Annotated in this window: 8 protein-coding genes and 3 rRNA genes; 1 reads left to right on the top strand and 10 read right to left on the bottom strand. The window is 63.0% G+C overall.

Going from position 1 to position 14,762, the window contains the following annotated elements; translation table 11 throughout:
• The first annotated feature begins 69 nt into the window (after positions 1-69).
• Entirely contained in the window at positions 70-2,064 is a 1,995-nt protein-coding gene (locus OHS03_RS05580) for a hypothetical protein (protein ID WP_328661294.1), read from the top strand.
• Between the two features lie 22 nt (positions 2,065-2,086).
• Here OHS03_RS05580 and rrf read toward each other — a convergent pair.
• From rrf to OHS03_RS05530, 10 genes are all read right to left on the bottom strand, one after another.
• Positions 2,087-2,203 (bottom strand): 5S ribosomal RNA (gene rrf, locus OHS03_RS05575).
• A gap of 125 nt (positions 2,204-2,328) precedes the next feature.
• A 23S ribosomal RNA gene (locus tag OHS03_RS05570) occupies positions 2,329-5,466 on the bottom strand.
• A gap of 337 nt (positions 5,467-5,803) precedes the next feature.
• Positions 5,804-7,322: ribosomal RNA gene (locus OHS03_RS05565) — 16S ribosomal RNA — on the bottom strand.
• Together the 16S, 23S and 5S rRNA genes form the textbook arrangement of a ribosomal RNA operon.
• A 553-nt stretch (positions 7,323-7,875) precedes the next feature.
• On the bottom strand, positions 7,876-9,162 hold the full coding sequence (tyrS, locus tag OHS03_RS05560; protein WP_056824249.1) for a tyrosine--tRNA ligase: 1,287 nt from the start codon (positions 9,160-9,162) through the stop codon (positions 7,876-7,878).
• Positions 9,163-9,190: 28 nt separating this feature from the next.
• A complete protein-coding gene (locus tag OHS03_RS05555) occupies positions 9,191-10,039 on the bottom strand; it encodes an alpha/beta hydrolase (RefSeq protein ID WP_328661292.1) in 849 nt (282 codons plus the stop codon).
• Positions 10,040-10,243: 204 nt separating this feature from the next.
• Positions 10,244-10,666, bottom strand: a complete 423-nt coding sequence (locus OHS03_RS05550; RefSeq protein WP_328661289.1) for a DoxX family protein — start codon at positions 10,664-10,666, stop codon at positions 10,244-10,246.
• A 119-nt stretch (positions 10,667-10,785) separates the two neighbouring features.
• Positions 10,786-11,397 carry a DNA-3-methyladenine glycosylase gene (locus OHS03_RS05545; RefSeq protein ID WP_328661287.1) on the bottom strand — a complete coding sequence of 204 codons (612 nt, stop codon included), beginning with the start codon at positions 11,395-11,397 and terminating at the stop codon, positions 10,786-10,788.
• A 34-nt stretch (positions 11,398-11,431) separates the two neighbouring features.
• Positions 11,432-12,577 (bottom strand): low temperature requirement protein A, encoded by a 1,146-nt coding sequence (locus OHS03_RS05540; protein ID WP_328661285.1) that lies wholly within the window; start codon positions 12,575-12,577, stop codon positions 11,432-11,434.
• Between the two features lie 73 nt (positions 12,578-12,650).
• Positions 12,651-13,529: an RNA polymerase sigma-70 factor gene (locus OHS03_RS05535; protein ID WP_328661283.1), complete on the bottom strand. Its 879-nt coding sequence runs from the start codon at positions 13,527-13,529 to the stop codon at positions 12,651-12,653.
• Between the two features lie 14 nt (positions 13,530-13,543).
• Entirely contained in the window at positions 13,544-14,722 is a 1,179-nt protein-coding gene (locus OHS03_RS05530; protein WP_328661282.1) for an NAD(P)/FAD-dependent oxidoreductase, read from the bottom strand.
• Between the last annotated feature and the right edge of the window lie 40 nt (positions 14,723-14,762).

Here is a 14,762-nt window from a genome sequence, read left to right as displayed (position 1 = left end):
TTCGCCGTGATCTGAAGCGTCACGGGGATCATCGCCGTGGTCCGAAGCGCGATCGCTGACGGCCGAAGTTTGCGACTGACCATCAGGGGTCACAGGGCTACGCGATTTGTTGTCGTCAACATCCCCGGAGCCGGCCCGGTCGTCACTATCCGACACTCCGCGAAGACGATCGCCCGCATCCGCGTCGGTGTCAGCCGATGTGCTTCCGGTGGCCTTGTCTACGTCGGCTACCCGAGCCTCATTCGACTCGGGACGCTCGGATGCGGCGTCTTCGGACTGCTCAGTGGCCGCAGCCGACTTGTCCGTCGCTGCCGCAGAGATGTTGTCCGACTCGCTGACCGAGGCCACGCTGTCGTCGATGGTCGACTCGTCGATATCGGAAGCGGCCGCTGCCGACACGACGCCGAGTACATCGCTTTCGCGCTCCGTACGCTTCTCGCGGTAGGTGCCATTGAGCGGCTTACCGTCCTCGCCGACGAACCGTCCCTGACCGCCACCGGCGCGGGCATCACGCTTGAAGCCGCCGCGACCACGATCGTCGTCCCGGCGGGGACCGCGATCGTTGTCGTCGCGCTTGGGGTACCCGCCTTTGTTGCTGTCGTCGCGCCGCGGGTAACCACCCTTGTCGTCGCGCTTCTGGTAGCCGCCACGGTCCGAACCACCGCGCGAACGGTCGTCACTGTCATTGCGACGGAAGCCACCGCGATCCGAACTGCCGCCACGGTCGCTTCCACGATCGGAGCTGCCGCGCGAACGGTCGTCGCCTTCGCCGCGACGGAACCCGCCTGCACCGCCACGGGGACGGTCGTCGTTGTTGCCGCGGTAGCCTCCACGGTCACCGCCGCGATCGTAACCACCGGAGGGACGGTCGCTGCCGCCTTCATTCCGCTTGAATCCACCACGATCGCTCGAGCCGCCACGACCGGCATCGTCACGGCGCTGGTAGCCGCCGCGGTCGCCACTGTCGCTGCGCTTGAATCCGCCGCGATCGTTGTCGTCACGCTTGGGGTAACCGCCGCGCCCGGCGTCATCGCGCTTGGGGTAGCCACCCTTGTTGCTGTCGTCGCGGCGCTGGTAGCCACCGCGATCCGTGGTGGCACCACGATTCGAGCCACCACGGGGGCGGTCGTCGTTGCCGCGGTAGCCTCCACGGTCACCGCCGCGATCGTAACCACCGGAGGGACGGTCGCTGCCGCCTTCGTTCCGCTTGAATCCACCACGATCGCTCGAGCCGCCACGACCGGCGTCATCGCGGCGCTGGTAGCCGCCGCGGTCGCCACTGTCGCTGCGCTTGAATCCACCACGGTCGCTGCTGCCACCGCGATCGTCACGGTTGTATCCGCCACGATCGTTGTCATCACGGCGCTGGTAACCACCGCTGCGACCGGCGTCGTCGCGCTTGGGGTAGCCGCCCTTGTTGCCGTCGTCGCGACGCTGGTAGCCACCGCGATCCGAGGAGCCGCCACGATCCGAGCCACCACGGGGACGGTCGTCGTTGTTGCCGCGGTATCCACCGCGATCAGTGGAGCCGCTACGACCGGCGTCATCGCGGCGCGGATAGCCGCCACGGTCGCCACTGTCACTGCGCTTGAATCCACCACGATCGCTGCTGCCACCGCGATCGTCACGGTTGTATCCGCCACGCTGACCCTCGGGACGACCGGAGCCGCGATTGTCGTCATTGCGACGGAATCCACCCCGATCGGAGCTGCCACGATCGGAATCACCACGACCGGCGCTACTTCCCCGGCTGCCCGCGTCGTCACGGCGGAAACCGCCGCCTTCGCCACGGCCCGAGCCGCGATTGTCACCGTGTCCGCCGCGGGGGCGATCGGTCGGTTCGCCTCGCCGGCCGAAACCGGGGGCGTCTCCGTCCCGGCGGAAAGGCTTCCGTCCGTCGTTGTGTTCCGACACGGCGATCCCTCTCTAGGTTCCCCGGCCTCCGGGGAGTGTTGTCATGGCCCCGCCACTAAGAATTCAACCACGGACGAAGGACGGGGCATCGTCCGCCTGGCGTACCGGACTCGCTTCGAGCCCACAAACGCCGATAGGGGACCCAAATAAGGGTCCCCTATCGCGAAGGATGTTCCGGCAGTGTCCTACTCTCCCACACCCTGTCGAGTGCAGTACCATCGGCGCAGGTGGCCTTAGCTTCCGGGTTCGGAATGGGACCGGGCGTTTCCCCACCGCTATAACTACCGTAACTCTATGAAACTAGACAGCGCGACAATCTCGGAAACCACACCCTCCAAAAGAGAGCAGAGTTTCCTCATGTCTGCTGCAGTGTCTGTTGTTTCAGAAACCGCACAGTGGACGCGTAACACCTTCATAAGTAAGCCCTCGGCCTATTAGTACCAGTCACCTACACCAGTTACCTGGCTTCCAATTCTGGCCTATCAACCCCATGGTCTGTAGGGGGCCTTAACCCATCAAGTGGGAGAGAAACCTCATCTTGGAACAGGCTTCCCGCTTAGATGCTTTCAGCGGTTATCCCTTCCGAACGTAGCCAACCAGCAGTGCTCCTGGCGGAACAACTGGCACACCAGAGGTTCGTCCGTCCCGGTCCTCTCGTACTAGGGACAGCCTTCCTCAAGTTTCTTACGCGCGCGGCGGATAGAGACCGAACTGTCTCACGACGTTCTAAACCCAGCTCGCGTGCCGCTTTAATGGGCGAACAGCCCAACCCTTGGGACCTACTCCAGCCCCAGGATGCGACGAGCCGACATCGAGGTGCCAAACCATCCCGTCGATATGGACTCTTGGGGAAGATCAGCCTGTTATCCCCGGGGTACCTTTTATCCGTTGAGCGACACCGCTTCCACTTGCCGGTGCCGGATCACTAGTCCCGACTTTCGTCCCTGCTCGACCTGTCAGTCTCACAGTCAAGCTCCCTTGTGCACTTGCACTCAACACCTGATTGCCAACCAGGCTGAGGGAACCTTTGGGCGCCTCCGTTACATTTTGGGAGGCAACCGCCCCAGTTAAACTACCCACCAGGCACTGTCCCTGAACCAGATCATGGTCCGAGGTTAGAAGTCCAATACGATCAGAGTGGTATTTCAACGACGACTCCACCCGAACTAGCGTCCGAGCTTCACAGTCTCCCACCTATCCTACACAAACCGTACCGAACACCAATACCAAGCTATAGTGAAGGTCCCGGGGTCTTTTCGTCCTGCCGCGCGTAACGAGCATCTTTACTCGTAATGCAATTTCGCCGAGTCTGTGGTTGAGACAGCAGAGAAGTCGTTACGCCATTCGTGCAGGTCGGAACTTACCCGACAAGGAATTTCGCTACCTTAGGATGGTTATAGTTACCACCGCCGTTTACCGGGGCTTAAATTCTCAGCTTCGCCCATAACAGGCTAACCGGTCCTCTTAACCTTCCGGCACCGGGCAGGCGTCAGTCCGTATACATCGTCTTACGACTTCGCACGGACCTGTGTTTTTAGTAAACAGTCGCTTCTCTCTGGTCTCTGCGACCCCACCCAGCTCCAACCGCAAGGGTTTTCACCGGGCGTGGTCCCCCTTCTCCCGAAGTTACGGGGGCATTTTGCCGAGTTCCTTAACCACAGTTCTCTCGATCGCCTTAGTATTCTCTACCTGACCACCTGTGTCGGTTTGGGGTACGGGCCGTGTACCAGCTCGCTAGAGGCTTTTCTCGGCAGCATAGGATCACTGAATTCCCCTCAACGGGTACGCATCACCTCTCAGGCTATATGAACGGCGGATTTGCCTACCGTTCGCCCTACAGGCTTACACCAGGTATTCCATCACCTGGCCCAGCTACCTTCCTGCGTCACCCCATCGCTTACCTACTACAGCCAGGGTCGTATGCAGCAATTGCTCCCCTCGCCCGAAGGCTCAGTAAAACAACATTTGGATACTTAGCACAACTGATTCAGCATTGGGCGCGGATACACGGGTACGGGAATATCAACCCGTTGTCCATCGACTACGCCTGTCGGCCTCGCCTTAGGTCCCGACTCACCCTGGGCGGATTAACCTGGCCCAGGAACCCTTGGTCATTCGGCGGACGAGTTTCTCACTCGTCTTTCGCTACTCATGCCTGCATTCTCACTCCCGTGGCCTCCACAGCTAGTTCACACTGCTGCTTCCACGGCCACAGGACGCTCCCCTACCCATCCACACACCTGGCCCCAACCACTACAGTTGAGACGGGCTATTGTGTGAATGCCGCGGCTTCGGCGGTGTACTTGAGCCCCGCTACATTGTCGGCGCAGGATCACTTGACCAGTGAGCTATTACGCACTCTTTCAAGGGTGGCTGCTTCTAAGCCAACCTCCTGGTTGTCTAAGCGACCCCACATCCTTTTCCACTTAGTACACGCTTAGGGGCCTTAGCCGGCGATCTGGGCTGTTTCCCTCTCGACTACGAAGCTTATCCCCCGCAGTCTCACTGCCACGCTCTCACACACCGGCATTCGGAGTTTGGCTGACTTCGGTAAGCTTGTAGGCCCCCTAGGCCATCCAGTAGCTCTACCTCCGGTGTGAAACACGTGACGCTGCACCTAAATGCATTTCGGGGAGAACCAGCTATCACGGAGTTTGATTGGCCTTTCACCCCTACCCACAGCTCATCCCCTCAGTTTTCAACCTAAGTGGGTTCGGGCCTCCACGACGTCTTACCGTCGCTTCACCCTGGCCATGGGTAGATCACTCCGCTTCGGGTCCATAATGTGCGACTAAAGTTTCGCCCTATTCAGACTCGCTTTCGCTACGGCTACCCCTCGACGGGTTAACCTCGCCACACACCGATGACTCGCAGGCTCATTCTTCAAAAGGCACGCCATCACCCCACACACTCAAGAGTGCGAAGGCTTTGACGGATTGTAAGCGCACGGTTTCAGGTACTATTTCACTCCCCTCCCGGGGTACTTTTCACCTTTCCCTCACGGTACTAGTCCGCTATCGGTCACCAGGGAGTATTCAGGCTTACCGGGTGGTCCCGGCAGATTCACAGCAGATTTCACGGGCCCGCTGCTACTCGGGAGACATCCACAACAGCCAAGAAGTTTTCGTTTACCGGACTATCACCGTCTATGGCAGGCCGTTCCAGACCACTTCAACTAACCACTTGGTTTCTTACTGTTGCTCAACTCGGCAGAGTTGAGAAGAATGTTCCCACTACCCCAGCTAGACAACAACTGCCGTCTATCACATCTAACTGGTTTAGCCTCATCCGCTTTCGCTCGCCACTACTCACGGAATCACTGTTGTTTTCTCTTCCTGTGGGTACTGAGATGTTTCACTTCCCCACGTTCCCTCCACACACCCTATATATTCAGATGCGGGTAACACGACATCACTCGTGCTGGGTTTCCCCATTCGGAAATCCTCGGATCTCAGCTCGGTTGACAGCTCCCCGAGGCTTATCGCAGCCTCCTACGTCCTTCATCGGCTCCTGGTGCCAAGGCATCCACCGTACGCTCTTAAACACTTACTAACAAAGATGCTCGCGTCCACTGTGCAGTTCTCAAACAACACACCCGCATCGGATTGATTTCCTGACCTACTCGCCAACCCGAAGGTTGCCGGCGGTTTCGAAGGAGATCCGAGCGGATCGTTTGCTTTGCCTTGAAAGCACACTCGCGTGTTCTTTCAGGACCCAACAGTGTGTCGATATATTCACCGCGATATCGGACTGAGCCGACACCATGATGCGAAGAAGTTTGTCAGCGTTCCACCCATGAGCTCCAGCCGGACCACGAATGGGTCCGAAACTGTCTCTGCCAGCAGCGATCTCGACTCTTCGAGACACCCACTGGAGAATTGCTCCTTAGAAAGGAGGTGATCCAGCCGCACCTTCCGGTACGGCTACCTTGTTACGACTTCGTCCCAATCGCCGATCCCACCTTCGACGGCTCCCTCCCACAAGGGGTTAGGCCACCGGCTTCGGGTGTTACCGACTTTCATGACGTGACGGGCGGTGTGTACAAGGCCCGGGAACGTATTCACCGCAGCGTTGCTGATCTGCGATTACTAGCGACTCCAACTTCACGGGGTCGAGTTGCAGACCCCGATCCGAACTGAGACCGGCTTTAAGGGATTCGCTCCACCTCGCGGTATCGCAGCCCTCTGTACCGGCCATTGTAGCATGTGTGAAGCCCTGGACATAAGGGGCATGATGACTTGACGTCGTCCCCACCTTCCTCCGAGTTGACCCCGGCAGTCTCTCACGAGTCCCCGCCATTACGCGCTGGCAACATAAGATAAGGGTTGCGCTCGTTGCGGGACTTAACCCAACATCTCACGACACGAGCTGACGACAGCCATGCACCACCTGTACACCGACCACAAGGGGGCCTACATCTCTGCAGGTTTCCGGTGTATGTCAAACCCAGGTAAGGTTCTTCGCGTTGCATCGAATTAATCCACATGCTCCGCCGCTTGTGCGGGCCCCCGTCAATTTCTTTGAGTTTTAGCCTTGCGGCCGTACTCCCCAGGCGGGGTACTTAATGCGTTAGCTACGGCACGGAGTCCGTGGAAGGAGCCCCACACCTAGTACCCACCGTTTACGGCATGGACTACCAGGGTATCTAATCCTGTTTGCTACCCATGCTTTCGCTTCTCAGCGTCAGTTACTTCCCAGAGACCCGCCTTCGCCACCGGTGTTCCTCCTGATATCTGCGCATTTCACCGCTACACCAGGAATTCCAGTCTCCCCTGAAGTACTCTAGTCCGCCCGTATCGCCTGCAAGCTTAAGGTTGAGCCCCAAGTTTTCACAAACGACGCGACGAACCGCCTACAAGCTCTTTACGCCCAGTAATTCCGGACAACGCTCGGACCCTACGTATTACCGCGGCTGCTGGCACGTAGTTGGCCGGTCCTTATTCTACAGGTACAGTCACTTGCGCTTCGTCCCTGTCAAAAGCGGTTTACAACCCGAAGGCCGTCATCCCGCACGCGGCGTCGCTGCATCAGGCTTTCGCCCATTGTGCAATATTCCCCACTGCTGCCTCCCGTAGGAGTCTGGGCCGTGTCTCAGTCCCAGTGTGGCCGGTCACCCTCTCAGGTCGGCTACCCGTCGTCGCCTTGGTGAGCCGTTACCTCACCAACAAGCTGATAGGCCGCGGGCCCATCTCGCACCGATAAATCTTTCCACCACCGAACATGCATTCAGTGGTCATATCCGGTATTAGACCCGGTTTCCCAGGCTTATCCCGAAGTGCAAGGCAGATCACCCACGTGTTACTCACCCGTTCGCCGCTCGTGTACCCCGAAGGGCCTTACCGCTCGACTTGCATGTGTTAAGCACGCCGCTAGCGTTCGTCCTGAGCCAGAATCAAACTCTCCGTTGAAGACTCTCGAAACAACCCTCCCAAAGGAGAGCGAATCAAAATTATCTAACTAGAGTCCGAAAACCTAGCAAATGCGAACACCAGCAAAAAGATTCGCTGTTGTTCAATGTCCAACCTCCCACGACCGGGGGGTACATGAAAGATTGGAACCAATAATAATATTGGCACTGACATTCATCGACACACTATTGAGTTCTCAAAGAACACACGCACAAACAGAATAACCGGATTTTTCCGGATCTTCCGAAGGGCAACTGTTCCAGCCTAACCTCACGTCCAGACGATGTCAATCGTAAGCCTGGTCACAAGATCTTCAGCTCCGTCAGGCGCTTTCCCCGTACTACCGCGTTTTCCCTTGGCCCGCCAGCCTCTCGGGCTAGCGTCTCGGCTCCGGGTTGGTGTCCGTGTCGCTCTGACTTCCAATAAGTTACGCGCCGGATAACGCCGCGTCAAATCGCCTGGACAACACCGGATCTCCGCAGGTCACGGCGGCGCGCTCAGCCGCTGCGCGGGCCTGAATCACACGTATGTGACTCAGGCCTCCGCAACGACGTCAGGCTATCCGATGCACGCCCGCCATGTTCTTCTTTCCGCGCCGCAGCACCAGCCACTCACCGTGCAGGTAGTCGGCATCGGACGGAGTCCATTCGACATCGCTCACCCGCTGGTTGTTCACCGACGCGCCGCCTTCGTTGACCACCCGGCGGGCCGCTCCCTTGCTCTCGCACAGGCCCGACGCGACGAGCAGGTCGACGATCGTGTTCGGTTCACCGGGCACGACCTCGGCCACCTTGCCGTCCACCGCGGTTTCGCGCAGCGCCGCGCCGAGCGTGGACAGCGGCAGTTCGCCCAGCTCACCGCGACCGAACAGCGCCCCGCTGGCCAGTTCCACCGCGCGGGTCTCGTCCGCGCCGTGCACCAACGTGGTCATCTCCGCGGCCAGGCGCTTCTGTGCCTCGCGGGCGAACGGACGTTCCACCGTCGCCTGCTCGAGTTCGTCGAGTTCTTCGCGACTCAGGAATGTGAACCAGCGCAGGTAGCGCACGACGTCGGCGTCGGCGGTGTTCACGAAGTACTGGTACCAGGCGTAGGGGCTGGTCAGTTCGGGGTCGAGCCACAGGCTGCCGCCACCGGTGGACTTGCCGAACTTCTTGCCGTCGGCCGAGGTCACCAGCGGCACGGTGAGCGCGTGCACATGCGCGCCGTCGACTCGCCGGTTCAGCTCCACGCCGGCGATGATGTTGCCCCACTGATCGGAGCCGCCGACCTGCAACGTGCAGCCGTGCTCGCGCCGCAACTGCAGGTAGTCGTTGGCCTGCAGCAGCATGTAGCTGAACTCGGTGTAGGAGATGCCGTCGCCTTCGAGCCGCCGCTTGACGGTGTCGCGGGCGAGCATGACGTTCACCGAGAAGTGCTTGCCGATGTCGCGCAGGAAGTCGACGGTCGACAGCGGGCCCGTCCAGTCCATGTTGTTGACGATGACCGCCCCGGTCGGCGATTCGTCGAGGTCGACGAATCGCTCGAGCTGGCCCCTGATCCGCTGTGCCCACTCGGCCACGGTGTCGGTCGAGTTCATGGTGCGTTCGCCCACGTCACGCGGGTCGCCGATCATTCCGGTCGCGCCGCCGGCGAGCACGATCGGCCGATGCCCGGCCAGCTGGAAGCGCTTGAGCGCGAGCAGCGGGACGAGGTGGCCGGCGTGCAGGCTGGCGGCGGTCGGATCGAAGCCGGCATAGAGCGTCAGGGGTGCGGCGGCCGCGGCAGCGCGCAGCTCGTCCAGGTCGGTGGACTGCGCGATCAGGCCGCGCCAGGTCAGTTCGTCGAAGATGTCGCCGGTCACGCTGACCTATCTTTCCGCATGCGGTTCGTCAGTCGCGTGCGCGGGTGATCCAGGCGAGCAGATCCGCTTCGACCTCGTCGCGGTTGGTTTCGTTGAGGACTTCGTGGCGGGCGTCCGGGTAGATCTGATAGGTGAGGTCGTTCAGGCCCGCGTCGCGGTAACGCTGCACGAGCAGGTCGGACAGGCGCAGCTTGTTGTTGAGCGGGTCCTTCTCGCCAACCATCACATAGATCGGCAGGTCGGTGCGCACGGTGCTCGGGTTCGACAGCCGAGTCTGGGCGTTGGCCGCGAGCAGACCCATATTGGTGTCGTCGATGGCGAAACCGCACCAGGGGTCGGCGTTGTAGGCGTCGACCTGGGCTTCGTCGCGGCTGATCCAGTCGGCCTCGGTGCGGGTGGGCTGGAATTCGGCGTTGAAGAAGCCGATGAGGTCACCGCCGGCGGCCACGATCTCGCCGAACAGCCCGTCGACGGCGGTCGTGCCGCTCAGGACGACCTCGTCGACGAGGTCGGAGTGGTCGAGGAGGTACTGCTGCACGGCGAACGAGCCGAGGCTGTGGCCGATCAGGGTGACGGGCAGGCCGGGGTGGCGTTCGCGCAGGATCTCGGTGAGCGCGACCTCGTCGGCGACGAGCAGGTTCCAGCCGTCGGGGCCGAGGTCACCGGGAACCGCGCCCATGCTGAGACCGTGGCCACGGTGATCGTCGGCGTAGACGGCGAATCCGAGGCCGGCGAGTCGTTCGGCGAGATGACCGTAACGGTCGGAGTGCTCGCCCATGCCGTGCGCGATCTGCACGACGCCACGCGGCTCGGCATCCGTGGGGAGCCAGCTCCGCACATGGATGGCGGTGCCGTCGCTGCTGGGGAAAGTGAACACGGGCGCTCCTGCTCGTACGGTCTTTCGACGTGGTCTTCGATCGTCGCATTCCGGTCCGATTCGCCCAATTGGGTTCGCCGACGAGATCGGCGGGGTGATCTTGGCTCCGCGGCCGAAGCGCCTCGTCGGCCGACACTCCTCGGCACGCCGACGATCGCCGGAACCCCCCGGGCTCCGGCGATCGTCAGCGTGTCGAGTCGCAGATCAGCGCACCAGCGCGGTGATGGTGGCGCGACGTTCGTAGGCGATCCAGACGAAGATCGCGGCGAGCACCAGCGGGAAGATTCCCATCGCGGGCTTGTCGGCGATGAAGGCCTGCGTCGCGGCGGCGAGCACGGTGAGCACGGACAGTCCGGCGGCGGCCAGACCACTGAGTCGCGGCACCATCAGGCCGATACCGCCCGCCACCTCGACGACTCCGATGAAGATCAGCAGCCCGAGGGGGATGGTCAGATTCTCGGGGGCGTTCTCCATCAAGGTGTTCGGGATGACGAGCTTCGGACCGCCCGAAGCGATGATGAAGAACAGGCCGAGCACTACCTGCAAGGTCCACAGGACGCGGTTGCGGATCTTGCCGGGCTGGTAGGCGGCGTCGGAGAAGTTCGCGGAGGGGGTTGCGGTGGTCATTTCGTGTCCTTCGGGTCGGTCGCGCTCGGTCGGTAGCGCGTTCACCAGATAAGACGGACCATCGCCCGCGAACTCATCGCTGTCGGCAAAGGATTTTCCGCACGCTGCTACGTCCTCGGTTAGGGCGCGCGTGGGCTACGCCGATAGACGGAGACGGCGGGCGAGGCCGCAAGCCAGAACCGCCATGGCACCTCGGCCGCGACGCTGACCCCGACCCGCGGACCGGACGCGATATCTTCTTGTGGCACAGGTGATTTCAGTTCGAGGTGCAGGGCGGAGAAGGGGTCGAACAGTTCGGTTCCGTAGTCGGACATGCTGACGCCGAGTGCGCTGCCGACATTGCCCGGCCCCCTGGCCAGATCGGCGTCCTTGCGGGCAGCGGGCCTGCGCTCGCGCGCGAGATCGATGCCGTCGACCACTTCCGCCGCTCGAACGAGCACCGCACCGGCCTCACCGTCGTAGCCACCGGTCACGTTCACACACAGGTGAATTCCGTACGAGCGATAGACGTAGAGCCGCCCGGCGGGGCCGAACATCACCGCGTTGCGGGCTGTCGGTCCGGGCCAGGAGTGGGCGGCCGGATCGGGCCAGGGACCGCCGGGATCGCTGCCGTAGGCCTCGACCTCCACGATGCGCAGCGCCACCGGACCCGATCGCAGGATCGCGCCGAGCAACCGGTGCGCGGCGGCGGGTGGATCGACGGCCAGTTCCTGGGCGGACACGACCGTCATTCTCACCCGAGCCGGCGCGCCCGAGGCTGCCGGGTCAGGCGTAGGCGCTGTGCCTGCCCTCCCGCAGAATGCGCCGGTCATCGATGATCACCACTGCGTAGGCGAGTGCGACCAGTGCGGCGAGTTGCCCCCACGCGAGCCAATACACCCCGATCGGCGCAGTCGAGGCGACGACGACGGCGCCGATCAACCTGCTGCCCGATCCCGGCAGACCGAGCGTCGCGCGGAACCAGGATTGCCCGGCGAAGTACAGCGCGACACCGCCGGACAGCGCACAGGCGGCCGCCCAACTCGCGGGCTCACCACCGTGCGCGATGCTCAGCGCGATTCCGGCCGAGGTGAGGATCACGCCGACGAGCAAGGGATAGAGCGCGTAGTCGTAGGCGACAAGCGCGGGCCGCACGCGCTCCCGGTCCGGCCGGGCGGCGAGCGCTTCTTCGCCGCGTTCGTCATCGAAGCCGAAGTAGGCCCACCACAGCACGTACGCGAGCGCGAGGCCGAGAGCCACCATCGCCATCAGCGCGACCGTGATCGGTTCACCGGCCAGCCCGACACCGAGCGCGACGATCGACTCGCCGAGCGCGACGATGATCACGAGGCCGTGGCGTTCACAGAAGTGCGGCGCCCGCACCACGAAGCCACCGGTGTCGACCAGGTAGGGGCTCAGTACCTGAAGAGCGAAAGCCGCTGCCCAGAGCAGGTACTGCAGTGGCGGGTGGGTGAATCCGCCGACGACGACCAGGGTGGCCGATGCCGCGTTGAGCGGGCCGATCCGCCGGATCGCCAGACTGGCCGATGCCCCGCCGGCCGAGGCGAACATCACGGTGTGGATCGCGGTCACCAGCACGTAGCCGACCCCGAACGCGACACCGGTGCCGTGGAAGGCGTCCGGCACGGCGAGGGCGAGCACGAAGAACGCCGACATGCCGATGAGCAGCAAGGTCCGGCGCGAGGAACTGCTCGGAGCGACTTCGTTCGTGAGCCAGACGTACCCGCCGTACATCCACCAGATGACGCCGAACATCAACGCCACCTGCAACGCCGCTTCCCACCCCGGATGGTGGACGAACACGTGGGTGAGTTGCGTGATCGTGAAAACGAAGACCAAGTCGAAGAACAGTTCCAGGGTGGAGACCCTGACCTGGCCGCCCTCGGCCCGATCGGTGCGATTGCTTGACACGGCAGAATGCTAGGGCCAGCCGCCCGTTCCCGCGAACCCAGCGCGAGGAGCGATTCCTGCCGGTGTCAGCTCGTCATCCGAGGAGGTCGGTGCCGCGGTACAGACCAGCCAGTTTGCCGGGGTTGACCTGGAACCGCAGGTTCTGGATGTGTCCGTCGACGAGATCGAAAGTGAAGGCGGCGCCGGGGTTTCCGGCGAAGGAGGCCAGTGCGCCGAGCTCGCCGTTGATGTCGGCCGCGGTGAGTTCGAAGCCCGCGGACGACGGTTTCGCGAGGACGCCGAGGATCCAGCGGGCGACATGGTCGGGACCGTGCAGCGGGCGGCGCGCGGCGGTGACCACGCCGCCGCCGTCGGACCAACACGTGACATCGGGGGCGAGCAGGTCCATCAGGGCGTTGAGGTCACCGCCGGCGCAGGCGGCCATGAATTGTGCGGTGACCTGGGCGCGAGCGGATTTGTCGGTATCGAATCGTGGGCGGCGCGACTGGACGTGGCTCTTCGCGCGGTGCGCGATCTGGCGCACACTGGCCTCGGGACGGTTCAGGGCTTCGGCGATTTCGGCATGCGAGTAGCCGAACACTTCGCGCAGCAGGAACACCGCGCGTTCGACGGGGGTGAGGGTTTCCAGCACGACGAGCATGGCGGTGGAGACGGTATCGGCCAATTCGGTGTCCTCGGCGATATCGGGCGAGGTCAGCACCGGCTCGGGAAGCCAAGGGCCGACATAGCTTTCACGGGTCGCGCGGGCGGAGGTGAGCCGATTGAGCGAGAGATTGGTGACCGTGCGGACCAGGTAGGCCCTGGGGTGGGCGACCGCGGTGCGGTCGGTGTCGTTCCACTTGAGCCAGGTGTCCTGCAGGACGTCCTCGGCATCGGTGACGGTGCCGAGCATTCTATAGGCGGTCGCGAACAACAGGCGACGGTGTTCGAGGAACGGATCCTGGTCGGCCACGGCGTCAACCTACTTCACGCGGCGGCGCGGGTTGCGCTACCGCCCTTGGACAATTGCACGTTCATGGTCATCTTCTTGCTGGCCTTGAAGGTCGGAACGGGGCTGCTGCTGACCATTTCCTTATAGGTGCACGCGGCCCAGCCGGTCAGGTAGAGGCGGCGCGGGCTGTCGTCGGCCTTGGTGAACTGGATGACCGCGTCGCGGCGGCCCAGGCTGACGGGCTGGTGGAAGTAGCCGAAACGGAACGGACGAATCCTCTTGCCGCGCAGTTCGGCGGCGATCACGTCGGCGGTGTAGGCGGCGGTGGGCAGCCCGCTCTGGCAGGTGCCGTGTACCCGACCCCAGGCCTGACGGACGGCGGCGGCGTCACCGATCGCGTGAATCGTGGGGTGCGACACCGACTTCAGTGTGGGGTCGACGACGATCAGCCCACGCGAGTCGGTCTCGATGCCCGCCTCGGTGGCCAGCGGCGAGACCCGCACGCCGGTGGTCCAGAGGGTGAGGTCGGCGGCGATCACTGTGCCGTCGGCGAGCTCGACCGCGTCAGGCTGCACTTCGGCGACCCGCACGCCGATCTCGCGGGTGACGCCGAGCCGATCCAGTGTCTTGTTCAGATGCGTGCGGGCCTTGTCGCCCATCATCGCCCCCGGCTCGCCCGAGCTGATCAGCGTGACGCGCAGACCGGGGTGGCTTTCCGCGATCTCGGCGGCGGCTTCGATGCCGGTGAGACCGCCACCGCAGACAGCGACGGAACCGCCCTCGGCCGCGAGAGTGGCCAGCTCGCCTGCGAATTCGTGGGCTCGGCGCGGGTCGTCGAGGGTCATGGCGTGCTCGGCGACGCCGGGCACGAGAGTCGTTTCGGCGGTGCTGCCGAGGGCGTAGACCAGTTCGTCGTAGGCGAGTTCGCCGGCGCCGTCGACCTGGACGCGCTGGGCGGCGGGGTCGATCGCGGTGACCCGGCCCTGGACGAATTCGATGCCGGTACCGTCGAGGATTTCCGGGATGTCGTGGTGCGCGAGTTCCTGACCCGCGGCGATCTGGTGCATTCGCAGCCGCTCGGTGAAGCGGGCCGACGGGTTGACCAGCGTGATCGCCACATCCAGCTTCCTGGTGCGCCGCGCCAGGCGGATCGCGGCCAGCATGCCGGTGTAGCCGGCGCCGAGAACAACGATGCGGTGCGTGGTGGTGGTCATTGCGGTGCTCCTTGTCGATGGGATGTTCATAGGACAAGTG

The organism is Nocardia salmonicida (assembly GCF_036142455.1).
GTDB classification, from domain to species: Bacteria; Actinomycetota; Actinomycetes; order Mycobacteriales; family Mycobacteriaceae; genus Nocardia; species Nocardia salmonicida.
Note: the sequence above shows the minus strand (reverse complement) of the source record. Positions and strands in the feature narration are given on the sequence as shown.

Bases quoted from the DNA above. Each gene is read 5' to 3' on its own strand.
- OHS03_RS05545 (WP_328661287.1), bottom strand. From the start codon at position 11,397: ATGACGGTCGTGTCCGCCCAGGAACTGGCCGTCGATCCACCCGCCGCC.
- OHS03_RS05530 (WP_328661282.1), bottom strand. From the start codon at position 14,722: ATGACCACCACCACGCACCGCATCGTTGTTCTCGGCGCCGGCTACACC.
- OHS03_RS05550 (WP_328661289.1), bottom strand. From the start codon at position 10,666: ATGACCACCGCAACCCCCTCCGCGAACTTCTCCGACGCCGCCTACCAG.